The organism is Snodgrassella alvi, from assembly GCF_002777855.1.
Classification (GTDB): Bacteria; Pseudomonadota; Gammaproteobacteria; order Burkholderiales; family Neisseriaceae; genus Snodgrassella; species Snodgrassella alvi_E.
Map to the genome: position 1 here is coordinate 1 of NZ_MEIK01000018.1, position 25,535 is coordinate 25,535.

The 25,535-nt window shown below is 44.5% G+C and carries 22 protein-coding genes and 2 rRNA genes; 19 read left to right on the forward strand and 5 right to left on the reverse strand.

What is annotated here, in order from left to right:
• Together BHC43_RS03000 and rrf are read left to right on the forward strand one after the other, a co-directional pair.
• Positions 1–293, forward strand: a 23S ribosomal RNA gene (locus tag BHC43_RS03000); the annotation flags it as partial.
• Between the two features lie 110 nt (positions 294–403).
• Positions 404–516, forward strand: a 5S ribosomal RNA gene (rrf, locus tag BHC43_RS03005).
• Between the two features lie 70 nt (positions 517–586).
• On the opposite strand, the gene BHC43_RS03010 is transcribed toward rrf, so the two are convergent.
• The gene (locus tag BHC43_RS03010) at positions 587–889 is read right to left on the reverse strand and encodes a tRNA (cytidine(34)-2'-O)-methyltransferase (protein ID WP_306807694.1); all 303 of its coding nucleotides are present in this window, start codon (positions 887–889) and stop codon (positions 587–589) included.
• Between the two features lie 339 nt (positions 890–1,228).
• Here BHC43_RS03010 and BHC43_RS03015 point away from each other — a divergent pair, with 339 nt between their 5' ends.
• The 4 genes from BHC43_RS03015 to leuS all read left to right on the forward strand — a co-directional run bounded on the left by BHC43_RS03015 (position 1,229) and on the right by leuS (position 6,632).
• Entirely contained in the window at positions 1,229–1,621 is a 393-nt protein-coding gene (locus BHC43_RS03015) for a PTS sugar transporter subunit IIA (RefSeq protein WP_180296789.1), read from the forward strand.
• A 1-nt stretch (position 1,622) separates the two neighbouring features.
• Complete coding sequence (locus BHC43_RS03020) at positions 1,623–1,892, forward strand: HPr family phosphocarrier protein (protein ID WP_100141455.1); 270 nt, start codon at positions 1,623–1,625, stop codon at positions 1,890–1,892.
• Positions 1,892–3,649 (forward strand): phosphoenolpyruvate--protein phosphotransferase, encoded by a 1,758-nt coding sequence (gene ptsP / locus BHC43_RS03025; protein WP_100141454.1) that lies wholly within the window; start codon positions 1,892–1,894, stop codon positions 3,647–3,649. The genes BHC43_RS03020 and ptsP overlap by 1 nt, the downstream gene beginning before the upstream one ends.
• 343 nt (positions 3,650–3,992) lie before the next feature.
• Positions 3,993–6,632, forward strand: coding sequence for a leucine--tRNA ligase (gene leuS, locus BHC43_RS03030; protein WP_100156503.1), 2,640 nt, complete (start codon positions 3,993–3,995; stop codon positions 6,630–6,632).
• 109 nt (positions 6,633–6,741) lie between these two features.
• Here the strand turns inward: leuS and BHC43_RS03035 are convergent, their stop codons facing one another.
• Both BHC43_RS03035 and thrB read right to left on the reverse strand, forming a co-directional pair.
• Positions 6,742–9,123 carry a glucose/quinate/shikimate family membrane-bound PQQ-dependent dehydrogenase gene (locus BHC43_RS03035; RefSeq protein ID WP_100156487.1) on the reverse strand — a complete coding sequence of 794 codons (2,382 nt, stop codon included), beginning with the start codon at positions 9,121–9,123 and terminating at the stop codon, positions 6,742–6,744.
• A gap of 705 nt (positions 9,124–9,828) precedes the next feature.
• Positions 9,829–10,749: a homoserine kinase gene (gene thrB / locus BHC43_RS03040; RefSeq protein WP_100156488.1), complete on the reverse strand. Its 921-nt coding sequence runs from the start codon at positions 10,747–10,749 to the stop codon at positions 9,829–9,831.
• Positions 10,750–11,021: 272 nt separating this feature from the next.
• On the opposite strand from thrB, the gene BHC43_RS03045 reads away from it, so the two are divergent.
• Positions 11,022–12,410 carry an L-cystine transporter gene (locus tag BHC43_RS03045; RefSeq protein ID WP_100151417.1) on the forward strand — a complete coding sequence of 463 codons (1,389 nt, stop codon included), beginning with the start codon at positions 11,022–11,024 and terminating at the stop codon, positions 12,408–12,410.
• Positions 12,411–12,610: 200 nt separating this feature from the next.
• Here the strand turns inward: BHC43_RS03045 and asd are convergent, their stop codons facing one another.
• Positions 12,611–13,726, reverse strand: coding sequence for an aspartate-semialdehyde dehydrogenase (asd, locus tag BHC43_RS03050; RefSeq protein ID WP_100156489.1), 1,116 nt, complete (start codon positions 13,724–13,726; stop codon positions 12,611–12,613).
• A 236-nt stretch (positions 13,727–13,962) separates the two neighbouring features.
• Between asd and murJ the strand changes: the two genes are divergently transcribed.
• Entirely contained in the window at positions 13,963–15,501 is a 1,539-nt protein-coding gene (gene murJ / locus BHC43_RS03055; RefSeq protein ID WP_100156490.1) for a murein biosynthesis integral membrane protein MurJ, read from the forward strand.
• Between the two features lie 42 nt (positions 15,502–15,543).
• Here the strand turns inward: murJ and BHC43_RS03060 are convergent, their stop codons facing one another.
• On the reverse strand, positions 15,544–15,810 hold the full coding sequence (locus BHC43_RS03060; protein WP_218966448.1) for a chorismate mutase: 267 nt from the start codon (positions 15,808–15,810) through the stop codon (positions 15,544–15,546).
• 475 nt (positions 15,811–16,285) lie between these two features.
• Here BHC43_RS03060 and BHC43_RS03065 point away from each other — a divergent pair, with 475 nt between their 5' ends.
• The 11 genes from BHC43_RS03065 to nuoK are packed head-to-tail and all read left to right on the forward strand — an operon-like array spanning position 16,286 to position 25,527.
• Positions 16,286–16,642 (forward strand): NADH-quinone oxidoreductase subunit A, encoded by a 357-nt coding sequence (locus BHC43_RS03065; RefSeq protein ID WP_100090213.1) that lies wholly within the window; start codon positions 16,286–16,288, stop codon positions 16,640–16,642.
• Complete coding sequence (locus tag BHC43_RS03070; RefSeq protein ID WP_037407271.1) at positions 16,633–17,112, forward strand: NuoB/complex I 20 kDa subunit family protein; 480 nt, start codon at positions 16,633–16,635, stop codon at positions 17,110–17,112. The genes BHC43_RS03065 and BHC43_RS03070 overlap by 10 nt, the downstream gene beginning before the upstream one ends.
• A gap of 13 nt (positions 17,113–17,125) precedes the next feature.
• A complete protein-coding gene (locus BHC43_RS03075) occupies positions 17,126–17,713 on the forward strand; it encodes an NADH-quinone oxidoreductase subunit C (protein WP_100156492.1) in 588 nt (195 codons plus the stop codon).
• Entirely contained in the window at positions 17,706–18,959 is a 1,254-nt protein-coding gene (locus BHC43_RS03080; RefSeq protein WP_100151420.1) for an NADH-quinone oxidoreductase subunit D, read from the forward strand. The genes BHC43_RS03075 and BHC43_RS03080 overlap by 8 nt, the downstream gene beginning before the upstream one ends.
• A complete protein-coding gene (gene nuoE / locus BHC43_RS03085) occupies positions 18,959–19,432 on the forward strand; it encodes an NADH-quinone oxidoreductase subunit NuoE (RefSeq protein WP_100141445.1) in 474 nt (157 codons plus the stop codon). The genes BHC43_RS03080 and nuoE overlap by 1 nt, the downstream gene beginning before the upstream one ends.
• Positions 19,432–20,727 (forward strand): NADH-quinone oxidoreductase subunit NuoF, encoded by a 1,296-nt coding sequence (gene nuoF, locus BHC43_RS03090; protein ID WP_100151421.1) that lies wholly within the window; start codon positions 19,432–19,434, stop codon positions 20,725–20,727. Before nuoE ends, nuoF begins: the two co-directional genes overlap by 1 nt.
• Positions 20,728–20,759: 32 nt before the next feature.
• On the forward strand, positions 20,760–23,012 hold the full coding sequence (gene nuoG, locus BHC43_RS03095; protein ID WP_100156493.1) for an NADH-quinone oxidoreductase subunit NuoG: 2,253 nt from the start codon (positions 20,760–20,762) through the stop codon (positions 23,010–23,012).
• 2 nt (positions 23,013–23,014) lie between these two features.
• Positions 23,015–24,064: an NADH-quinone oxidoreductase subunit NuoH gene (gene nuoH, locus BHC43_RS03100; protein WP_100156494.1), complete on the forward strand. Its 1,050-nt coding sequence runs from the start codon at positions 23,015–23,017 to the stop codon at positions 24,062–24,064.
• 18 nt (positions 24,065–24,082) lie between these two features.
• The gene (nuoI, locus tag BHC43_RS03105) at positions 24,083–24,562 is read left to right on the forward strand and encodes an NADH-quinone oxidoreductase subunit NuoI (protein ID WP_100141441.1); all 480 of its coding nucleotides are present in this window, start codon (positions 24,083–24,085) and stop codon (positions 24,560–24,562) included.
• A gap of 9 nt (positions 24,563–24,571) precedes the next feature.
• The gene (locus tag BHC43_RS03110; protein ID WP_100141440.1) at positions 24,572–25,225 is read left to right on the forward strand and encodes an NADH-quinone oxidoreductase subunit J; all 654 of its coding nucleotides are present in this window, start codon (positions 24,572–24,574) and stop codon (positions 25,223–25,225) included.
• Positions 25,222–25,527: an NADH-quinone oxidoreductase subunit NuoK gene (gene nuoK, locus BHC43_RS03115; protein WP_100141439.1), complete on the forward strand. Its 306-nt coding sequence runs from the start codon at positions 25,222–25,224 to the stop codon at positions 25,525–25,527. The genes BHC43_RS03110 and nuoK overlap by 4 nt, the downstream gene beginning before the upstream one ends.
• Positions 25,528–25,535: the final 8 nt, after the last annotated feature.

Below are 25,535 nucleotides of genomic sequence, written 5' to 3' on the forward strand. Positions count from 1 at the left end.
CTATCTGCAGTGGGCGTTGGAAGTTTGACGGGGGCTGCTCCTAGTACGAGAGGACCGGAGTGGACGAACCTCTGGTGTACCGGTTGTGACGCCAGTCGCATCGCCGGGTAGCTAAGTTCGGAAGAGATAAACGCTGAAAGCATCTAAGCGTGAAACTCGCCTGAAGATGAGACTTCCCTAGGGATTTAATCCCTCTGAAGAGACGTTCGAGACCAGGACGTTGATAGGTCGGGTGTGGAAGAGTGGTAACACTTGGAGCTAACCGATACTAATTGCTCGTGAGGCTTGACTCTATCATTTGAAGGACTTCGCACACAGAAGGTGTGCAAGGTAAATGATAAAGCTTACTGATGAGAATACAAGCATCACCAAGATTAAGGCTTTCTGATTTGACAGTTTAAAGTCTGGCGGCCATAGCGGGTTGGTCCCACGCCTTCCCATCCCGAACAGGACCGTGAAACGACCTAGCGCCGATGATAGTATGGATGCCCATGTGAAAGTAGGACACCGCCAGACACCCATTAAGAAGAACCCAGTAGACTATCTACTGGGTTCTTTGCTTTGTGCTAAATGGAAACGCAACTGGTTAAGACAAACCAGCGAACCCCTGCTGCCGTAGCGCTTCGTACAACACAATGGCCGCTGCGTTGGATAGATTCAATGAGCGGATATGGGAAGTCTGAGGGATACGCAGGCAGTGATCTGCTCTGGCCTGTGCGAACTCCTGCGGCAGGCCGGTCGTTTCCCGGCCAAAGAGGAAATAGATTGCTTGCCTGCTGTTGCTGTAGTCAAATTCTGTGTAATTGCGCGTGCCGTACGTCTCGGTTAGATAATTTGATTTGAAATCATAAATATCTGAAACTAAGTATGATACAAAATATCTTAACAATAATTTTGACCAAAAGATTTATTAAATAATAAATTATTAAAAACTGAGCATTTCAAGAACTTAAGAATTTTTCATTGAAAATTGATATCGGTTGTATATTAAGAATTTTGACTAAAATACCCATCTTGTGGATAAAGCTTAAAACCTGAATCTTTTTCTTTCAATATTTCTCTTTCTGCTATAAGACAAGTATGATAAGTTTTCGAAAAAATGATATTCAGTTGAGTTTTAGCTTATTTTTACTGGGCAGCGATAGCAGGTGCAATTATTTTTCGTATGTGAGAAATATTCGGTACACTTGGAGCTGTAATTGTAATAGGTTATACGATGATAGGTTTGATGATTGTAACCCATGAGACTGTGGGACAGGCAAATATGCAGTTAATTCAGCATATTTTTGGATCTGTACCTGAAAAAGTTTCATTAATCGGGGTACGTAGCAGCGATTTAATAGAAAATATACATAAAGAGGTGGTAGAGAAACTGGCCGCTTTGGATTATGGCCATGGTGTACTGATTTTGACAGATATATTTGGAGCTACGCCGTGCAATTTGGTACGCCGGCTGATTCAGCGAGAAGATGTTATTTTACTTACTGGTTTGAATGCTCCTATGTTAATCAAAGCACTGCAAAATTTTACTAAAGCAGAAGATGTGCATAAATTTGCTGATGATGTTAAAGCAGCTGCTATCGCCGGTATTATGACTATATCTAATCAGGATGAGCCCTAACATGATAAAAAAGGAAATTGAAATTGTTAATAAGCTAGGTTTGCATGCACGAGCTTCGAATAGATTTACTCAGGTGGCCAGTAGTTTTCAGTGTGAAGTGTGGGTAACACGGAAAAGCCGGCGAGTGAATGGTAAAAGTATTATGGGTCTGATGATGCTAGCTGCCGCGCAGGGTAGTGTTATTGAGCTGGAAACAGATGGAGTAGATGAAAATCAGGCGATGCAGGCATTAGTTGAACTGATTAACAATTATTTTGGTGAAGACGAATAATGTGTATAGTGCTGCATGGTGTGGCAGTAGGAACCGGAGTAGCTATTGGACGGGCTCATTTAGTCGTACGTGGGATGGACGATGTCCCTCATCGCGATTTATCCATAGAAGAAATTCCAGCAGAAATTGCCCGCTATGAGCAGGCTATTAAAACGACACGCCGTCAGTTAGAACAGCTACGCACCGATATTCCTCAAAATGCACCTTCGGAACTAGGCGCGTTTATTTCTTTGCATCTGATGCTGCTTGGAGATGTCAGTCTGTCTCGAGAGCCTGTTGATATTATTAAAGAAAAGTGTATTAATGCTGAATGGGCTTTAAAGTTACAAACAGATAAGTTAGCTGAACAGTTTGATGCAATTGAAGATAATTATCTGCGCGCGCGTAAACAAGATATGTTGCAGGTGGTTGAGCGTATTTTTAAAAATCTGATAGGACTATCTACAGAAGTTGTAACTGAAGCCGAGGACTTTGAAGAAGATACGATTCTGGTTGCACATGATTTATCACCGGCAGATACCGTCTTTTTTAAAGACAGCCGTATTGCTGCTTTTGTTACAGATGCTGGTGGTCCAACTAGTCACACAGCTATTTTGGGGCGTAGTCTAGATATTCCATCAGTAATTGCGCTTGGATATGCCCGTGAGTTAATTAATGAAGATGAATTGATAATAGTTGACGGTTCTATGGGCGTAGTCATTATTGCGCCTGATGATGTTATTTTAAAAGAATATCGTCGGCGTTTACGCGAATTTCGTAGTCTAAAACGGCAATTAAATAAACTAAAAAATACGGCGGCAACAACCCTAGATGGCATCAATATAGAGCTTTTAGGCAATATTGAAAGTGTTAATGATATTAAATCATTAAATAATCTGGGTGTAGATGGTATCGGGCTGTACCGCAGTGAATTTTTTTACCTAAATCGGGATGCATTACCGACAGAAGAAGAGCTATATACAGAATATGCTGACGTGGTAAAAAGGCTGAAAGGTAAACCATTAACTATACGCACTATTGATTTGGGTGTTGATAAGAATCCGCGTTGGTTTGGACCCAGTCATACGATGAATCCAGCCCTAGGTCTGACTGGAATTCGATTATGTTTGGCAGAACCTGTGATGTTTCGTACTCAGATGAGGGCTATTATGAGAGCTGCTGTTCTTGGTCCTGTACGCATGATGTGGCCAATGATTTCGTCAGTCACTGAAATTCAACAATGCCTAACTCATCTGAATACTGCTAAACAGCAGTTAAATGACCGTTTTCAAAAGTTTGATGAAAAAATTCAGGTCGGCGCGATGATAGAAATACCCTCAGCTGCTTTAACTGTGAATTCTATTCTGAAACTGATTGATTTTGTGTCTGTGGGTACCAATGATTTGATTCAGTATACATTGGCTGCTGATCGTAATGATGAAAGTGTTAGTTATTTATATCAGCCTGGTCATCCTGCAGTGCTTAAGCTGCTATTACATGTTATCCGTACTGCTGTACGGTTAAATAAACCAGTGTCGATTTGCGGAGAAATGGCCGGAGATGCCCAGTATACGCGTCTGCTTATGGCGATGGGGTTACGTCGTTTTTCGATGAATGCGAATAACATTCTAGCAGTAAAAAATCAGATTATTCAAAGTGATTTGTTAATGCTGGAAAATGAGGTGCAGAAAATTCTGCGCAATGATGATCCTGATAAGGCATTAAAATTACTAAAAAAATTTAATTCTTCACATGAATTGGCTGATTCTGTGGAATAAAACAAATTCTTTTGTTTGACTTAGCATAGATTAACTGCGTTTAATGCTCGGATTAATATAATTATTTTATCAATATTGTTGTTGCCTGACAGTCAGTATTGAGTAAGTAGTGTTTTCCCGCAAATTGTCCACCGATATTCTCTCCCTTGGTATCGGTGGTTTTTTTAGATAAGTGTATGATATGTGAATATATTATTTAAATTGATTGATTACATAGTATGTTTTCAATATCGAAGAGTTGAAGGAATCTACTATCTTACTAAAGTAATTAATTGCAAGTTGGTGTCTGGAGTAAGCTGTTATAATAGCGGTCTATTTTTATACAATAAATTGATGATTCATGATGCAAGAACAATACTGTCCTGAGAAAATTGAACCCGCAGCGCAGGCACGCTGGCAGGAATACCGCTTATTTAACGCTGAAGATTTTAGTCCTAAACCCAAATATTATTGTCTGTCGATGTTCCCTTATCCTTCTGGTAAGTTACATATGGGACATGTGCGTAACTACACAATTGGTGATGTATTGAGCCGTTATCGTTTGCTTAATGGTTTTAATGTTATGCAGCCGATGGGGTGGGATGCATTTGGCTTGCCGGCTGAAAATGCAGCAATGAAGCATCAAGTGGCGCCCGCCCAATGGACGTATGACAATATTGCTTATATGAAAAAACAGTTGCAAAGTCTGGGCTTTGCGATTGACTGGGGTCGGGAAATTGCGACATGTACACCAGAGTATTATCGCTGGGAACAATGGCTGTTTGTGCGTTTGTTTCAAAAAGGCATTATTTATAAGAAAAACGGTACGGTTAACTGGGATCCGGTAGATCAGACTGTATTGGCTAATGAACAAGTAGTAGATGGGCGTGGTTGGCGTTCTGGTGCGATTGTGGAAAAACGCGAAATACCGATGTACTACTTTAAAATTACAGATTATGCTGAAGAGCTGCTTAATGGGCTGGATACACTGGATCATTGGCCTGAGCAGGTTAAAACCATGCAACGCAATTGGATTGGTAAGTCGCATGGTATGCAGGTTCGGTTTGCACTATCTGATGACAGTAAGGCCGGTTTGAGCGGTGAGTATGCTGACTATGTGCAGGTCTACACTACACGTCCAGATACGCTGATGGGTGCAACTTACATTGCGGTAGCAGCAGAACATCCTCTAGCCACTGCTGCAGCTATTGATAATCCAGATTTACAGCAGTTTATTGCTGAGTGTAAGGCTGGTTCAGTTGCAGAAGCTGATATGGCTACGATGGAAAAGAAAGGTATGCCGACAGGTCGGTTTGCTGTTAATCCTCTGAACGGTGATGTACTGCCGGTGTGGGTAGCTAATTATGTGCTATGGGGTTACGGTGATGGTGCTGTGATGGCAGTTCCGGCTCATGATGAGCGTGATTTTGAATTTGCCACTAAGTATCGCTTGCCGATTAAGCAGGTAATTGCTTCTACTCAGGCTGATGATGAATTCAATACGCAAGCTTGGCAGGAATGGTGTGGTCGTAAGGAGCAGACGCAATGTATTAACAGTGGTGAATTGGACGGCTTAGATTTTCAGGCAGCGTTTGAACGTATAGGTGAAATTTTGCAGGCGAAAAATGCTGGTGCACCGAAAACGCAATACCGTCTGCGCGACTGGGGTATTTCTCGCCAGCGTTACTGGGGCTGTCCGATTCCGGTTATTCATTGTGATGATTGTGGTGATGTTACGGTGCCGGAAGATCAGCTGCCTGTAGTATTACCAGAAAATGTTGTTCCTGATGGTGCTGGATCACCTTTGACCAGAATGCCGGAATTTTATGAAACCAATTGTCCGTGCTGTGGAAAGCCCGCTCGCCGCGAGACCGATACTATGGATACGTTTGTTGAATCCAGCTGGTATGCGATACGCTATGCTTCGCCGCAATGTGATACAGCTATGGTGGATAAAGAGGCTGCTAATTACTGGTTGAATGCTGACCAGTATATTGGTGGGATTGAACATGCAATTTTGCACTTGTTATATGCGCGCTTCTTTACTAAATTAATGCGCGATGAAGGGTTGTTAAATGTAGATGAACCATTTGCACGTCTGCTTACTCAGGGTATGGTAGTTTGTGAAACCTATTACCGTGAGGGTGCGAATGGTAGTAAAGAATGGATTGCGCCACAAGATGTGGACTTGAAGCGTGATGATAAGGGTAGACCACTGGAGGCAACTTTAAAAGCAGATGGCAAACCTGTTTGTATTGGCGGCATTGAGAAAATGTCTAAATCTAAAAATAACGGTGTCGATCCCCAAGAGCTGATCGACCGTTATGGAGCAGATACAGCGCGTTTGTTTATGATGTTTGCTGCACCACCAGAACAATCGCTGGAATGGTCTGATGCAGGTGTAGATGGTGCACACCGCTTCCTACGGCGTTTATGGCGTACGGTGTATGAGTACTTGCAGCAAGGTACCAGTGTAAAGGCATTTTCAGGTAGTCAGGATGGGTTGTCCGCTGAACTGAAAGCATTGCGTCTAAAATTACACACCACGATAGCCAAGGTAACCGATGACTATGGCCGTCGCCAGCAGTTCAATACTGCTATTGCTGCAGTGATGGAACTGCTTAATCAATATGATCGTACCGATTGCAGTTCAGAGCTAGGACGTACAGTAGCTCAAGAGGTGTTGGAATCCGTGTTGCGCCTGCTGTGGCCGATTGTGCCTCATGTATGTGAAATATTGTGGAATGAGGTGTCTACGCAGAAAACGCTGTGGGAAGCAGCATGGCCGCGTGTGGATGAAGCTGCACTGGTACAAGACGAAATAACCTTAATGGTGCAGGTAAATGGTAAGCTGCGTGGACAGATTACCGTTGCAGCTGATATCAGTAATGATGCAGCACAGGCCGCGGCATTGGCTGAGCCATCTGTACAGCGTTTTGTTGAAGGAAGAACGCCGAAAAAAGTAATTGTGGTGCCAAAACGTTTGGTTAATATCGTCGTCTGAATTTTGCAAGGGCTAAAAAAAAGACATGTTTTAACATGTCTTTTTTGTTTATATTTGTCTGATTTGAGTATGAACAGTCAGTAATCAGATTATCCGTGTTTTTTAAAACTTATGGCAGGGTGTAGGCAATTAATGTATCACCCATTTTTGTACCAAATGAACCATGACCGCCAGCCATTTGTACAATGTATTGTTTGCCATTAACAGCATAGGTCATAGGTGTTGCTTGACCACCTGCTGGTAAGCGAGCCTGCCATAATAATTGACCATTACTAGTGTCGAAGGCACGTAGATAATCATCTTGGGTGGCACTGACAAACATTACATTACCTGCAGTAGATATTGAACCGCCAAGCCCTGGTACACCGATTTTCATCGGAGGCAGTTCAAACAGTTTCGGTAGGCTATCGCGTATCGTTCCGATACGTTTTTTCCAGACTACTTTATTAGTTTGTAAATCTACGCCGCTAATAAATCCCCAGGCTGGTTGTTTGCAGGGTAAGCCAATCGGAGATAGGAAAGGATTGATTTCTACTCCATAAGGTACCCCATACATGGGTTGCATACCGTTTTCTGTGCCTGCACCTTGTTCTTGCTGTGCTCTGTTTGGATTGGTTGGTATCAGGCGAGAAATGAAAGGTAGTCCAATCGGATTCATTAGTGCAATCTGACGATCTTGATTCACAGATATACCACCCCATTCAAACACACCTAGATTTCCGGGAAATACGAGCGTGCCATTTTCAGAAGGTGGAGTATAAATGCCATCATAATTTAGACGTTTAAATTGAATTCGGCAGACAAGCTGATCGAACATGGTTGCACCCCACATATCCTTATCAGTGAGTTTACCTTGTGGTGTCAGACTTAGTGCTGAGAATGGCTGAGTTGCTGCATAGTGCTCGCCTTTTGTCGGATTGCCACGTTTTAAGGTTTGCGGTACTGATTTTTCGGTAATGGGAACAATGGGTTGTCCAGTTTCACGATTAAGCACAAAAATATTACCAGTTTTAGTCAAAATATAAATGGCTGGTACTCGTTTTCCTGAAGGTAGTGTTACATCCATTAATGATGGTTGAGCCGGCACATCCATATCCCATAAATCGTGATGAGTGGTCTGAAAATGCCAAATAAGTTTTCCGGTGGAGGCATTTAGTGCCACGATGGAATTAGCATACCGTTCTTTGAGTTTATCTCGATTTCCTCCCCAGATATCTGGTGTACCTACTCCAGTAGGTATATAAACAATATTCCTTTGCTGGTCATAGGCTAAAGGTGCCCATGCATTGGGAGAATTATGCACAAAAGTAGTATTTTCACCCGGCATGGCATTCGGATTTTGTGCACCAGTATCAAATATCCATTTCAGATGGCCATTGTTGGCATCATAACCACGGATGACACCAGAGGGCTCTTTTGTGGAGAGATTATCAGTAACAGACCCACCAATGATAATAGTGCTGGGTGTCACTACCGGCGGTGAAGTAGGATTGTAGCCACCTAAATATGCATAAGGCATTTTGGCTTGAAGGTTGATTTCGCCGTTATTGCCAAAGTCCTGACATTTTTGTCCATTGTCGGCATTAACTGCAATTAATCGTCCATCATTAACCGGTAAAAGGACTTTTCGTGGACATAAAGTAGAAGGAGTGGTTTCATTTTGCTTAGCTTTGGTCGCGTCGTAATAGCTGACACCACGGCAAGTAAGATGTTGAAAGGTTTTATTGCTGCGTAACTTTGGATCAAAACGCCAAAGTCTTTTACCTGTTGTGGCATCGAGGGCATCCAGAAACTGATGTGGTGTACAAATGAATAGCTTGTTACCGATTTTAATTGGTGTCAGCTCATTAGTTGTTTCTGCTGAGTCGTTATTAGTTTTGAAATCACCGGTGTGATAGGTCCAGGCTACTTTAAGCTGATTAACGTTATTGGTATTGATTTGAGTTAAAGGGGAATAGCGTGTGCCGCCTTGTGTACGGCCATAGGCGGGCCAGTCTTCTGCTGCTACGCCATTTGGGTCTACTGCAGGTTCTGGCTGGGCACGCGAAATGGTACCGTTGATTTCCTGTGGGTCATGATTAATGCTGTAAAGCATGATACCCAGAATAACTATCAATCCAATGGCAATGGCAGCTTGGCCACTGCGTTTGGTAGCTAATTGGCGTGTTGGCCATGGTAACAGTAGCCACAGACCTAGTAAAAACAGAATGTCAAAACGTGGTGCCAGTGCCCAAAAGTCTGTACCGGATTCCGATAATCCCCAATCAAGTGTGGCAATGAGGATTATCGCGAACCACCACAGGCTATTGCTGCAATTACGCTGATATAGAACGGTGAACAAACCAAGTGCGATTGCTAGGATTGCATAATAAGCGGAACCGCCCAGACTAATTAACCAGATTCCTCCTATAAGCAAATAAAGAGTAGCTAGCCATAATATGATCGATGTGATGATTTTGGCGACGGAACGCTTTGATTTATGTGTGTTCATTATGCCTCTGTATGTTGTTTTAATAAAATTCTTATGGTTAATAAAAGTCATTATAGTCAGCAATAATAATTATGCAAATGACTATCTTTATGAATATTAAATAATTAATATTCAAGATTTTATATACTATTCATCTAAAAATTATTGTTTTAGGGATTCAAAAGCTAATTTAGCAGATTTATTGATAATAAATTATATTATTGACGATGGTGTATAAAAGTTAATTCTTTTTTCAAAAATTTGGTTGATCATGATTCAGAACAGATTCTTTCAGTAGTATTAATTATCGCTAGGGCGCAACAATAATATTTTTTTATGTGAAAATTCTTGATTTTGTTTTTATCTGATGCCATCGCACAGATTCGATACGAATAGATGTAGTTTTCTTAATATAAATATTTCAAAAATTCAAAGTTTTTGATAAAAATGGTTGGTTAATGCTGAAGTTATCTGGTTGGCTTAATTCACTATTAATTATAATAAGACAAAAACTAAGAGAAAACATTTGAATAAACATTGAATAAAAAGCAGCAAAAAATTGAATGGTTAATTATTTTTTAAATAAGCTGATAAATTATTCGATTGATAAATTATTTAATAAATGAACTTTTCTTAAGATAAAAAATTCTTCCGTATATTCTTTGCTTTTTATTGGGAAGTTTGAAAGTAATATATTTTATATATGTTAATGGCATATATAAAATATTACTGGCGTAAGCTTAGCAATAAATCACGGAATACATTTGGATCCTTGATGAAGGTGATTTCGCCAACTTGCGGAAAATGATAATCAAGCAGGCGTGAAACCCAGAAACGGATACATGCTGCCCGTTGTGCAATCGGGAAATAATCTTTTTCATCAGTGGTTAGTGTTCGTATGCTTTCATATCCACGGAAAAAAGCTTGCTGGAGATTCTGATTAAGATGATTGTCTGCTCGTCGAGCCCAATCGTTTACTGCAATAGCAAGGTCGTACATGAAGTTGCCATTACATGCATAATAGAAATCAATAAATCCGGCTACCTGCTCCCCGTCCAACAAAACATTATCACGGAATAGATCGGCATGGATAATGCCTTCTGGTAAATCCGCACGATTATGAGTATCAAAAAAAGCAATTTCTTCTAGCAATAGATGCTTATCTTCTTCATTTAGAAACGGTAAGAGCCGATTGCTGGCTTCGTGCCACCAGCTTATGTAGCGTGGATTAGGCATTGTTTGTGGAAATTCAGTTCCGGCCAAATGCATTTTCGCCAGCATGGCTCCTGTATGGAAGCATTGCTGCTCAGAAGGGCTACTGGTGTCTTTGCCAGACAAGCAAGTAACCAAACAGGCTGGCTTGCTTGCAAGCGTACTATCCAACCGGCCGTCTATTCGGGCAATGGGAGCAGGACAAGCTACATCATGAGCACTGAGATGCTGGGTAAGATCCAGAAAAAAAGGCAGTTCAGCTTGGGTCATGGCTTCAAATACTGTTAATACATAACGTCCCTGTGTGGTGGTAACGAAGTAATTACTGTTGGTTACCCCTTGAGCGATACCTTGCAAACCAATAAATCGACCCAAGTGATAATCGCGCAGAAAAGTGCGCATTTCATCATCGCTGACACTGGTATAAACAGACATAGATATCACCAATCAAACAGGATATAGACATTATTAAAAGCTGAAACAGAAAATAGGAGTGACTTCAGCAAAACGTGTGCATGATAACAAAAAAATCTTGTATTCAGGCAGCTAAACAGGACTAATACAGCGGTTACTATGCTTTTAACATATAATAAAAAGGAATAAATGAATGCATAAGGGCTATTTCACAAGCTGAGAAGATTTACGTATCCTTGATAAGCAATTTGTATTAAACGCTGGCTGAAGTTTTGCCAGTTCAGGAGTATAAAATGAATTTATCTGTGCTTGCGAACACGATAGTGTTCGCATTGTTATTATGGGTGCTTGGCCGAACGCAATCTGCCAGATGGAGTCTTTCCAGAAAAGTATTGCTGGGTATGATTCTGGGTATTTTATTCGGGCTGGGGCTACAGCTTGTATACGGCACAGCCAGTCCAGCTGTTGATGCTTCATTGCAGTGGATTAATGTAATTGGTAATGGTTATGTTCAGCTTTTACAGATGGTAGTGATGCCGCTAGTATTTGCTTCTATTCTGAGTGCGGTAGCGCGTTTACATAATGCCACACAGCTGGGCAAAATCAGCCTGATGACGATAGGTGTATTGTTGCTGACTACGGCTATTGCGGCCCTAATAGGAACTCTTCTTACCAGCTTGTTTGGATTGACTGCAAACGGTTTGATTCAGGGTGAGGCAGAAACTGCACGTTATATTGCAATTCAAACAAATTATGTTGGAAAGGTAGCCGATTTAACCGTACCACAACTGCTTCTTTCATTTATTCCGAAAAATCCCTTTGCTGATTTAACTGGAGCAAATCCAACTTCTATTATCAGTGTTGTGATTTTTGCTGCATTTTTAGGTATAGCGGCATTGAAACTTTTGAAAGATGATGCCGCTAAAGGTGAAAGAGTATTGCTGGCTATAGATACGTTGCAAAGTTGGATTATGAAGCTGGTTCGGATCGTCATGTTATTAACTCCCTATGGCGTGCTGGCGTTAATGACAAAAGTAGTGGCCGCTTCCAATTTACAAGATATTATCAAGCTTGGGGCTTTTGTACTGGTGTCTTATTTGGGATTGGCATTAATGTTTATGGTACATGGTTTGTTGCTAGGGGTTTCTGGTATCAATCCAATAAAATATCTACAGAAGGTTTGGCCGGTGCTGACATTTGCCTTTACTAGCCGCTCCAGTGCTGCTTCTATTCCACTAAATGTCGAGGCACAGACACAACGCCTAGGTGTGCCAAAGTCGATTGCTGGTTTCGCTGCTTCTTTTGGTGCAACCATCGGGCAGAATGGCTGTGCTGGCTTGTATCCAGCCATGCTGGCTACTATGGTTGCACCAACAGTAGGAATTAATCCGCTTGACCCTTGGTGGATAGCTTCCCTAGTTGGAATAGTAACCATCAGCTCAGTTGGGGTTGCAGGTGTGGGTGGTGGTGCGACTTTTGCTGCTTTGATTGTATTACCGGCAATGGGCTTGCCGATTACACTAGTTGCGTTACTAATTTCGGTGGAACCTTTAATTGATATGGGTCGCACGGCATTGAATGTTAGTGGCGCCATGACCGCCGGTACCTTAACCAGCCAGTGGCTACACCAAACGGATCAAGCCATACTAAATAGTAGTGAACATGATGAGCTTACACCATAATCGTTTTGAGTGAACTAAAACTACGTTGAATTTCAGCCAGTCTTTTAATACGGACTGGCTGAATTTATATTGATGCTCTCGCATTGATCTGAACAGATTGCGATTATGAATGCACTCAGAAAAAAACAGGGTAATTAAATATAAACCCCCCTGTTATGAATACAGGACAAGTAAATATTATCCAACTTGCTACTGTATATTTATCTGCTGTGTAGAACAATTTGCAACATGCGCCGGATGGGTTCTGCGGCACCCCATAAAAGCTGGTCGCCAACGGTAAATGCACTAATGTAATCACCGCCCATACCCATTTTGCGAATACGTCCAACAGGTACAGTTAATGTGCCGGTAACAGCCGCAGGTGTCAGCTCGTGCATGGAGGCATTTTTTTCATTCGGCACGACTTTTACCCAGTCATTAGCTGACGCCAAAATACGTTCAATTTCAGAGACCGGTAAATCCTGTTTCAGTTTTATAGTTAGCGCCTGACTGTGGCAACGCATGGCACCCACACGTACGCACAATCCATCAATCACCAGTGGTTGGGTACTACGACCTAAAATCTTATTGGTTTCCACGGCACCTTTCCACTCTTCCTTTGACTGGCCATTACCCAGATCGGCATCAATCCAAGGAATCAGGCTTCCGGCCAACGGTACGCCAAATTGTGTCTGCGGATAAGCATCGCTGCGCAGAAAATCGGCTACTTTGCGGTCGATGGACAGAATAGCACTGGCCGGATCGGCCAGCTCGGTACTAACCTGTGATTCAATTGCACCCATGGCACTGATCAGCTCGCGCATATTTTGAGCACCAGCTCCGGAAGCTGCCTGATAGGTCATGCTGGTAGCCCATTCTATTAAATCTTGCTCAAACAGACCGCCAAGAGCCATCAACATTAGTGATACTGTACAATTACCACCTACAAAATCTTTGATTCCACTAGATAATGCAGTATCAATTACAGCACGGTTGACTGGGTCAAGTACGATAACGGCTTTATCACTCATACGCAGGGTAGAGGCAGCATCAATCCAGAAACCCTGCCAGCCTTGTTCACGCAATGGCTGATGCACAGCTTTTGTATAATCACCACCTTGACAGGTAACAATAATATCCATTTGTGCCAGAGCTTCCAGATTATGCGCGTCCAGCAAAATTTTAGCTGTCTGACCAAAATCCGGCGCTGCCGCACCTGCAGCTGACGTCGTGAAAAAATACGCATCAGCAATGTTCTGAAAATCATTTTCTTCCTGCATGCGCTGCATCAATACCGAACCCACCATGCCGCGCCAGCCAACAAAACCTACTTTCACCGGGTGCTCCTTAAGTCACTTTAAATGAATCAAAATCTCTGTTACCAGAAGTCATTCACTCTTATAACCATATTCGTGACTATTTGTAAACTGTTAATTTTTGTTTGAATTGTATTTGATGCTGAATAGCACGTTTTGGCAGATTGGTGCCATCCGTTTGAGCTCAATTCTGGCCGTATAGAATCGGTAGCCATTCCGGTGTACACTTTCGCCTTTGTTTTTAGTTGGTGCAATCGATGAATTTACTGCGTACTCTGGCCAAAGTCAGCAGCATGACCATGTTGTCACGTGTGCTAGGTTTCATCCGCGACACCATAATAGCCCGCAGCTTTGGTGCGGGCATGGCAACAGATGCATTTTTTGTGGCGTTTAAACTCCCCAATCTGTTGCGCCGTATTTTTGCCGAAGGCGCCTTTTCACAGGCCTTTGTGCCGATACTGGCTGAGTACCGCGAGACGCGTTCACCAGAAGCAACGCGGGCTTTTGTGCAGCATGTGGCCGGATTGCTGTCATTTGTGCTAATAATCGTGACAGCCATCGGGATTCTGGCTGCGCCAGTGGTAATTTATATTTCTGCGCCTGGTTTTCAACAAGATACCGATAAGTTTGCACTTTCTGTCCAGCTATTGCGGATCACATTCCCATATATATTTTTGATTTCGTTGTCTTCACTGGTTGGCAGCGTACTCAATACCTATCATCAGTTCAGTGTGCCGGCTTTTACCCCCACATTTTTGAATATCTCCTTTATTGTATTTGCTTTATGGCTGGCACCATATTTTCATCCGCCGGTACTGGCTCTGGCATGGGCAGTATTTGTAGGAGGATTGTTGCAGCTGCTGTATCAACTACCATATTTATTTAGGCTGGGTTTTCTGGCCATGCCTAAGCTTAAACTTAGGGACAAGGCCGTAAACCGTGTTTTAAAGCAAATGGCACCGGCCATTCTTGGTGTATCAGTGGCGCAGATATCTTTAGTGATTAACACCATCTTTGCTTCCTATCTGCAATCGGGTTCAGTATCGTGGATGTATTACGCCGATCGCCTAATGGAGTTGCCGACGGGCGTACTGGGCGTAGCACTGGGAACAATTCTACTGCCCACTCTGTCTAAGCACTCTGCCACTAATGACATTGCCAGTTTTTCCGCTTTACTCGACTGGGGGTTGCGTCTATGTATGCTGCTCACTTTGCCGGCAGCTGTGGGTATGGCGGTTTTGTCCTTTCCATTGGTAGCGACGCTGTTTATGTACCGAGAGTTCAATGAATATGATGCACTGATGACACAAGGCGCATTGGTGGCCTATTCTGTTGGTCTAATTGGCCTGATTTTGATAAAGGTATTGGCACCAGGTTTTTATGCGCGTCAAAACATAAAAACGCCAGTCAAAATCGCGATTTTCACCTTATGCATGACGCAGTTAATGAATCTACTGTTTGTGTGGAAACTGCATCATGTTGGTCTGGCTCTGGCCATCAGCTTAGGTGCCTGTATCAATGCTGGGCTGTTGTATATTCTATTACGGCGGCAGAAACTGTATACACCCACAGCAGGATGGATGCGTTTTCTGCTGCGGCTGGTAATGGCATTGATCATTATGGGAAGCGGTCTGTGGCTCTTGCAGCATTATTTGCCATTTAATTGGCATAGTGGCGGACTGATAAAAGTAGGTCAGCTAAGTGTCTTGATAGCGGCCGGAATTGTCTTGTACTTCGGTGCTCTTTTCGCATTGGGTTTCCGGATACGTGATTTCCGGCGTGCCGAAGCAGAATAAACAGCTCAGTATTTTACTTTCTTGATGAGTAAAGTAAGCGTATTACTTGCGTTCAAATTCTTTCAATTCTTCGGCAATAAAATATTTAACCAAATCAGAGTACAGCGTTTTGATTACCTCTCCGTTTAGACCTTGCTTTTCTGCCCAGTGCTGGCGTTTTTCAAGCATGCTTTTAAAACGTTCACTGGCTTGAACATCGGCAGTATTTTTTTTAAATTTACTGGCTGCTTTGACATAACCGAAACGGATGGACAATAACTGAATGATCGCATAATCAATGTTATCAATTTCGCTACGGATTTCATTCATATTGCTGCAATCATCTGGCAGACGGTGTGGAGTATATGGCATATTTGTAAGTTATTTATTTATCAAGAAATTATATTTTAGGCTAGTAAAGATGTTATGTATAGTTAAAAACGTTAAGCTTAACAAATGAAAAATATCGATTAAAAGAATTTAATTCAAGTTAAACAGCGGGGCGTACTCTCAACCCTCTTAATTATGTTATTAGAATTATCTAAAAGTGATATTTATAGCGCAAAATTGTAACTAACAGGGATTAATAAAAAATTTTATAATTGATATTCGGTTTTCTTTAGCAGAAAAAAATATAGAAAATTAACAAGTAATTGTTCGAAGATATTAATGATAACAATTATCATTATATTATTGAAAACATTATTTTTTTATTTCTGTTTAATGTAATACGTACTTTTAATAACGTTCGAAATTAGTTACAATACATCAATTTTACCAATATTTGCATAAGGTCGGCGCAATTATGTTGGCGAATTATTTCCCCATCTTAATATTTGTTCTGGTTGGCTTTGCTGCCGGAGTTCTTTTTATTTCTCTGGGTCTGTTACTGGGACCAAATCGCCCGTATAAAATGAAGCAGGAACCGTTTGAGTGCGGTTTCGAAGCGTTTGAAAACGCACGTATGAAATTTGATGTGCGCTACTATCTGGTGGCCATTTTATTCATCCTCTTTGATCTGGAAGTGGCCTTTATGGTGCCGTGGGCCGTGGTGTTTAAAGAGCTTGGTGCCTATGGCTTCTGGTCGATGATGGTGTTTTTGCTGATTCTGGTTATCGGCTTTGTTTATGAATGGAAAAAAGGCGCTCTGGAATGGGAATAGAAGGCGTTTTAAAAAAAGGTTTTGTCACAACTACTGCCGATACCGTACTTAACTACGTGCGTACCGGTTCATTGTGGCCGGCTACTTTTGGGCTGGCCTGTTGTGCTGTAGAGATGATGCAGGCCGGTGCTGCCCGTTATGACCTAGACCGCTTCGGCATTATTTTCCGTCCGTCGCCGCGCCAGTCTGACCTTATGATTGTGGCCGGTACCTTATGTAACAAAATGGCGCCTGCCTTGCGCCGAGTTTATGACCAGATGGCAGAGCCGCGCTGGGTATTGTCAATGGGTTCCTGCGCCAATGGTGGCGGTTATTACCATTATTCCTATTCGGTAGTGCGCGGCTGCGACCGTATTGTGCCGGTCGATGTGTATGTACCTGGCTGCCCGCCTACAGCAGAAGCACTGGTTTATGGTCTGTTGCAATTGCAGCTGAAAATAAAGCGTACCGCCACCATAGCGCGGGTCTGAAAGTGAGGAAAATATGGCAGATATAGCAATACTGAAGGCCGTGTGTGAAACCACTTTCGGCGATAAAGTACGTTACTGTCTGGATCGCGGTGAGCTGACGCTGGATTGCGCCGCCGCAGATTATCACCAACTGATGCAAACCCTGCGAGACCACCAAGAACTTAAATTCGAAACTCTGATTGATTTATGTGGTGTGGATTATCAGAGCTACAAAAATGAACCATGGGAAGGCAAACGTTTTGCCGTTGTGAGCCATTTACTGTCAATCAGCAATAACTGGCGCGTTCGCGTGCGTGTATGGGCAGAGACGGAAGATTTTCCTACCGTTGATTCTGTTGTGGACATTTATAACGGTGCCAACTGGTATGAACGCGAAGCGTTTGATATGTTCGGCATCCTGTTTAACAACCATCCCGACTTACGCCGAATTTTGACTGACTATGGCTTTGTCGGTCACCCATTTCGTAAAGATTTTCCGGTTTCCGGCTATGTGGAAATGCGCTATGACGAGGCCGAAGGCCGCGTGATTTATCAGCCGGTAACGATTGAACCGCGTGAAGTCACGCCGCGCGTGGTGAGAGAGGAGCAGTACGGTGTCTAAATTACGCAATTACACCATTAATTTCGGGCCGCAGCATCCGGCTGCACATGGCGTGTTGCGCCTGATTCTGGAAATGGATGGTGAAAATATCGTTCGTGCCGATCCACATATCGGGCTATTACACCGTGGTACGGAAAAATTAGCTGAATCACGCACCTATCTTCAGGCATTGCCGTACATGGATCGTCTGGATTATGTATCCATGATGTGTAATGAACAGGCCTACTGTCTGTCTGTTGAACGTCTGCTGAATATTGATGTACCCATTCGCGCTCAATATATTCGCGTGATGTTTGCCGAAATTACTCGAATCCTCAACCATCTCATGGGTATCGGTTCGCATGCACTGGATATCGGCGCCATGACTGTGTTTCTGTATGCATTTCGCGAACGTGAAGACCTAATGGATATTTACGAGGCGGTATCCGGTGCACGCATGCATGCTGCTTATTTCCGTCCAGGCGGCGTTTACCGTGACCTGCCGGATTTCATGCCTAAGTATGAATCCAGCAAATACCGTAACGCCAAAGTATTGCAAAAACTCAACGCTAGCCGTGAAGGCACCTTGCTAGACTTCATTGAAGACTTTACTAATCGGTTCCCAGCCTGCGTGGATGAATATGAAAATCTGCTTACCGATAATCGCATCTGGAAACAGCGTACAGTTGGTATTGGTGTGGTTTCACCAGAGCGAGCCATGCAGAAAGGTTTTACCGGCGTGATGCTCCGTGGCTCCGGTATAGAGTGGGATATTCGTAAGAAACAGCCTTATGATGCCTATGCCGCTATGGATTTCGATATTCCGGTCGGCATCAATGGTGACTGCTACGACCGTTATCTGTGTCGCATTCATGAAATGCGGCAAGCTAACCGCATTATCCGCCAGTGTGTTGACTGGCTCAGAACCAATCCCGGGCCGGTAATTACGGATGATCATACCGTGGCGCCGCCACATCGTACCGCTATGAAAGACGGGATGGAAGAATTGATTCACCACTTCAAGCTGTTTACCGAAGGGATGCATGTGCCGGAGGGTGAAGTTTATGTGCCCACTGAGCATCCGAAAGGGGAGTTTGGTGTGTATCTGATTTCAGATGGTGCCAACAAACCTTATCGCATGAAAATCCGTGCACCGGGCTTTGCCCATTTACAAGGTATGGATGAAATGGCACGCGGCCATATGCTTGCAGACGTGGTCGCCATTATTGGTACTCAGGATATTGTATTTGGGGAGGTGGATAGATAATGTTGTCCGCTGAGAGTTTAAAACAGATTGATACAGAACTGGCCAAATATCCGGCCGACCAGCGTCGCAGTGCCATTATGTCAGCCCTGCGCATCGCTCAGACAGAAAAGGGCTGGTTACAGCCAGAAACCATTGAGGAAGTAGCAGACTACATCGGCATCCCGCCGGCTCAAGCATTAGAAGTGGCTACTTTTTACAATATGTATAACCTCCAGCCGGTAGGTAAATATAAACTCACCGTATGCACCAATCTTCCCTGTGCATTGCGTGGTGGTGTCAATGCCGGTGAATATCTGCAAAAGCGCCTTGGTATTCGCTATGGCGAAACCACTGCTGACGGCAAATACACACTTTTAGAAGGCGAGTGCATGGGTGCCTGTGGTGATGCGCCGGTGCTGTTAGTGAACAATCATAAAATGTGTAGCTTTATGAGCGAAGAAGCCATCGAAGCGAAACTGGCGGAGTTGAACTGATGGCAATGTATCAAAATGGCGTAATTTTCAATCAGGTTGATACAACTGATCCGGAATGCTGGACGCTGGAAGCCTATTTAGCCCGCGGCGGCTATCAAGCACTAAAAAAAATCATTCATGACAGAATACCGCAGGACGATGTGATAGCCGAGCTGAAAACATCTGGCCTGCGTGGACGTGGCGGCGCCGGCTTTCCGACTGGACTGAAATGGAGTTTCATGCCGCGTTCGTTTCCAGGTACCAAATACATCGTCTGCAATACCGATGAAGGTGAGCCCGGTACATTTAAAGACCGGGATATCATTGATTACAATCCTCATGCCCTGATTGAAGGCATGATTATTGGTGGTTATGCGATGGGTGCGGCTACCGGCTATAACTATATTCACGGCGAAATCTTCGAAAGCTATCTACGCTTTGAAACTGCTTTACAGCAGGCGCGAGATGCTGGTTTCCTCGGGCAAAATATTCTGGGCAGTGATTTCAGCTTTGAGTTACATGCCCATCATGGCTATGGTGCTTATATTTGCGGCGAAGAAACCGCTCTGCTGGAGTCACTGGAAGGCAAAAAAGGTCAGCCGCGCTTCAAACCACCATTTCCGGCTTCCTATGGCTTATATGGCAAGCCCACTACTGTCAATAACACAGAAACGTTCTCTTCGGTGCCGTTTATTATTCGCGATGGTGGCCAGCAATTTGCGGATAAGGGTATTCCAAATAATGGCGGTACCAAGCTATTTTCAGTTTCCGGCCATGTAGAACGTCCCGGTAACTACGAAATACCGCTGGGCACACCGTTTAGAGATTTACTCGATATGTGCGGTGGCATGCGCAATGGCAAAAAGCTGAAAGCAGTGATTCCAGGTGGCTCCTCCGCACCGGTACTGCCGGCTGATGTCATGATGGAAATTACGATGGATTATGACGCCATTGCCAAAGCTGGTTCTATGCTTGGATCCGGTGCAGTGATTGTCATGGATGAAGACGTTTGTATGGTTAAAGCATTGGAGCGGCTAAGTTACTTCTATTTTGAAGAATCATGCGGCCAATGTACCCCATGTCGTGAAGGTACAGGATGGCTGTATCGCATTATCCACCGTATTACCTCGGGTAAAGGACGGCCGGAGGATTTAGATTTGCTGGAGTCACTCGGTAATAATATTTCGGGGCGTACAATCTGCGCGTTGGCGGATGCGGCGGTGATGCCGATTCAGGGCTTTATGAAGCATTTCCGCCCCGAGTTTGAGCACTACATCGAACACGGCAAACCCATGAAAGAACATCGCTGGTGCTAAGGCACTATCTGCTTAGTTAGGATTGCGAACCTATGTTACAAATTCAAATTGACGGTAAACAACTTTCTGTCGAGCAGGGTAGTACGGTGATAGAAGCCGCCCGTCAGGCCGGAACGTTCATTCCGCACTTTTGCTATCACAAAAAATTGTCCATCGCCGCCAACTGCCGAATGTGTCTGGTTGAGGTGGAAAAGTCACGCAAACCGTTGCCTGCCTGTGCCACACCGGTAACCGATGGTATGGTGGTGAAAACCGATTCTAAATTGACGAAAGATGCCCAAAAAGGGGTAATGGAGTTTCTGCTGATTAATCACCCGCTGGATTGCCCGATTTGTGATCAGGGTGGTGAGTGCTTGCTGCAGGATTTATCCATGGGCTATGGCAAAGGCGCCAGTCGTTACAGCGAAGCCAAACATGCTGTTGCCGGTAAAGAGATGGGGCCGTTGGTGTCGGCTGCCGAAATGAGCCGCTGCATTCATTGTACCCGCTGCATCCGTTTTACTGAAGAAATCGCCGGTAAACAGGAGCTGGCGATGAAAAATCGTGGTGAACATTCTGAAATTGCTCCCTTTAATGGCAAAACACTGGAAACCGAACTGTCTGGCAACGTCATTGACTTATGTCCAGTTGGTGCTTTAACCAGCAAACCATTCCGTTTTGACAGCCGTTCATGGGAGCTGAGCCGACGGAAATCCATTTCTGCCCATGATGCGCTGGGCAGTAATCTAATTGTGCAGACCAAAGACCATACAGTGCGCCGTGTGTTGCCACTGGAAAACGAAGCCATTAATGAATGCTGGCTCAGTGACCGCGACCGCTTTTCTTATGCAGGACTGTATCAGGAACGCTTAACCCAACCGCAAATCAAACAGGATAACCAGTGGCATACCGTCGACTGGCAAACTGCACTGGATTATGTGGCCAAGGGCTTACATGGTGTCAGCCACGATTTTGGCAGCGAAGCAATTGGCATGTGGGTCAATCCTGCCAATACTGTGGAAGAAATGCATTTGGCCGGCAAACTGGCTCAAGGACTGGGCATCACTGCTGTTGATAGTCGTCTACGAGCGCTAGATGGGCGACTGGGCGCAGCTGCAAAAGGGGCGCAGTGGCTGGGACAGAACATTGAGCAGCTAGCGGCCAACGAAGTAATTTTGATTGTTGGTGCCCGCCTGCGTCAGGAGCAGCCATTACTCACCGCTCGCATCCGGCAAGCCACCAAAAACGGCACACAGGTGGCAGTACTGGCTGCAGCCCAAGAAGAACTATTCATGCCTTTACTGGCTCAAGTCAGCCTGCATCCTTATCAGTGGATAGACTGGCTAAGCAATGCACTAAACAGTGAAGTAGGGCTGGCGTTATTAAAAGCGGAGAAAACCAGCATTATTCTGGGCGCTGATGTCCTTAATCATTCTGATGCCGCTGCCGTTTATGCTGCAGCACAGGATCTGGCAGAAGCAACTGGCAGTATTCTTGGTGTTTTGCCGCAAGCAGCGAACAGTATTGGTGCTGAAATAGTGGGCGTGGCGGCTAAAACGGCCGAACACAGTATTGCCGCGCAAATTACTCAGCCGAAACAGGCCGTGATGCTGCTGAATGTGGAACCAGATATGGATGTGGCCAATGGTGCTGCCGCTATTGCCGCGCTGAAACAGGCACAGACAGTCATGGCATTCACCGCATATGATAGTGCCGTATTGCGCGAAGTGGCCGATGTGATGCTGCCGATCACCCCATTTACCGAAACTTCTGGCAGCTTTATCAATATGGAAGGTCGGCTGCAATCGTTCCATGGTGTGGTACAGGCGTATGGAGAAGCCAGACCATTGTGGAAAGTACTGCGGGTACTTGGCAACGTCCTTGAACTGCCGGGTTTTGAGTATGAAAACACGCAGCAGATTCTGGCTGATGCAGTGGACAAAAACCAGTTACCTGCTTTGCTGAATAACCAAATTCAGCCGGTTGCCACTAGCAATCCTGCTATCAGTTTGGTACGAATCGGCGGCGTTAGCCTGTATGCCACCGATGGCATTGTGCGCCGTTCAGCTCCTTTGCAGAACACAGTACATGCTGCCGTGCCTGCTGCGCGAGCACACAGCCATACGCTTAGTGCACTGGGGCTGACAAATGGCGATACGGCATGGGCGAAACAGAACAATGATGCGGTAGCGGTCAGCGTAGCCGCGGACGATACCCTGCCTGAAAACGTACTGCTGCTGCCACTGCATCAGAGTAACTGGCAGCTGGGTGCTTTATTGACCACTGTGGAATTGAGTAAAGGATAATCATGCAAGCGTGGTTTCAACAATTATTAGGCAACGACTTCGGTTTACTGGTGTCTGTAATCGTCAAGATTGTCATCATCATGTTGCCGCTGATTATCACCGTTGCCTACCTGACTTATTTTGAGCGTAAAGTCATTGGTTACATGCAGTTGCGCGTCGGTCCGAATGTGACCGGACCTTATGGTTTAATCCAGCCTTTTGCCGATGTATTAAAACTCTTATTTAAAGAAGTGACCCGCCCGTCACAGGCCAATAAAGCTTTGTTTTATATCGGCCCGATGATGTCGCTGATGCCTGCTTTTGCCGCTTGGGCAGTGATTCCGTTTAGCGAAACTTGGTTTCTTACCCGCATCAATGCCGGCCTGCTCTATATTCTCATGATTTCGTCATTGTCGGTATATGGTGTCATCATTGCGGGCTGGGCATCCAACTCCAAATACGCCTTTCTTGGCGCCATGCGTGCTTCTGCTCAGACCATTTCCTATGAAATAGCCATGGGATTTGCCCTGATTGGAGTGATTATGGTGTCTGGCAGTATGGATTTTCACGATATCGTCATGGCGCAAGCTAAAGGTATAGCTGGTGGTTCCATTTTCTCGTGGAACTGGCTGCCATTATTTCCGTTATTTGTGGTGTATCTGATTTCGGCCGTGGCCGAAACCAACCGCGCCCCGTTTGATGTGGCCGAAGGTGAATCAGAAATTGTTGCCGGTTTCCATGTTGAATATTCCGGTTTCGCTTTCGCCTTATTCTTTCTGGCGGAATATATTTTTATGATTCTGGTGGCCGCGTTAACAGCTTTGTTGTTCTTTGGCGGCTGGTTATCACCCTTTCCGCAAAGTTGGGGCTTCATTGGTACTCCGAGTGTATTGTGGATGTTCCTGAAAATGGCACTCGTGCTGTATTTCTATCTGTGGATACGGGCAACGTTTCCGCGTTACCGCTATGACCAGATTATGCGTCTGGGCTGGAAAGTATTGATTCCGGTCACCATTGTCGCCGTGATTATTTTAGGATTGTGGATGATTTCACCCCTGTCTTTATGGCGTTAAACAGGGAGAGGCACTGATATGGCAAATATAATTAAAACTTTTCTGATGACCGAGTTGCTTGCGGGCATGAAAGTGACGTTAAAAAACTTTTTTGCACGTAAAGAAACCATTTATTTTCCGGAAGAAAAAACTCCGCAATCAGTTCGCTTTCGTGGGCTGCATGCACAGCGACGCTATCCCAACGGCGAAGAACGCTGCATTGCCTGCAAACTCTGCGAGGCTGTATGTCCAGCTATGGCAATTAATATTGAGTCAGAAAAACGTGAGGATGGTACACGCCGTACCACCCGCTACGATATCGATCTGACCAAATGTATCTTCTGCGGTTTCTGTGAGGAAGCCTGTCCGGTAGACGCCATTGTCGAAACCCGTATTTTCGAATATCACGGCGAAAAACGCGGTGACTTATATTTCACTAAACCCATGTTGCTGGCCATTGGCGATCGCTATGAAGAAGACATCGCCAAATGCAAAGCCGCTGATGCACCCTATCGTTAAGAGGTGATCATGAATTTACCCTTAATTCTGTTTTATGTATTTGCAGCGGTTATACTGCTTGGTGCCATTAATACTGTAATTGCTAAAAATCCAGTACATGCAGTGCTGTTTCTGGTGCTGACCTTCTGTGCCAGTGCCATGATGTGGATTTTGATGCAGGCTGAGTTCCTCGGCATCGTGCTGGTGGTGGTGTATGTAGGTGCCGTGATGGTGCTGTTCCTGTTTGTTATCATGATGCTCAACATCGATATCGAACAAATGCGCGCCGGTTTCTGGCGTCATGCGCCGATTGCTGCATTGGTGGGGATACTGACCGCCGCACTGCTCATTGTCATTCTGGTCAATCCACAACTTGATCTGGCACATCTCGGTAGCGACAATCCACTTCCTGCTGACTACAGTAATGTACGCGATCTGGGTATGCAGATTTACACCACTTATCTGCTGCCGTTTGAGCTAGCAGCCATATTGCTGGTATTGGGTATGGTGGCTGCTATTGCTCTGGTGCATCGGCAAACACACAACCCACGTCGTACCAATCCGGCTGAGCAGGTTAAGGTACAGGCTAAAGACCGCTTCCGTATGGTGAAAATGCAGCCTGAAGTTGCTGCATCAGCTGACGATAACAAAGAAGAAACATCAGAAGGGGAGCAGAAAGCATGATTACCTTAACTCATTATTTGGTACTCAGCGCCATCTTATTTGCTATCTCGGCCATGGGCATTTTCATGAACCGCAAAAACGTGTTGGTTCTTCTGATGTCCATCGAACTGATGCTGCTGGCGGTGAATTTTAACTTTGTCGCCTTTTCCCGTTATCTCGGTGATAGCGCCGGACAGATTTTCGTGTTTTTTATTCTGACTGTTGCCGCGGCTGAATCCGCTATCGGGCTGGCGATTATGGTGCTGATTTTCCGCAACCGCCAGAGCATTAACGTACAGGATCTGGACAGCCTGAAAGGCTGATGGTTGAG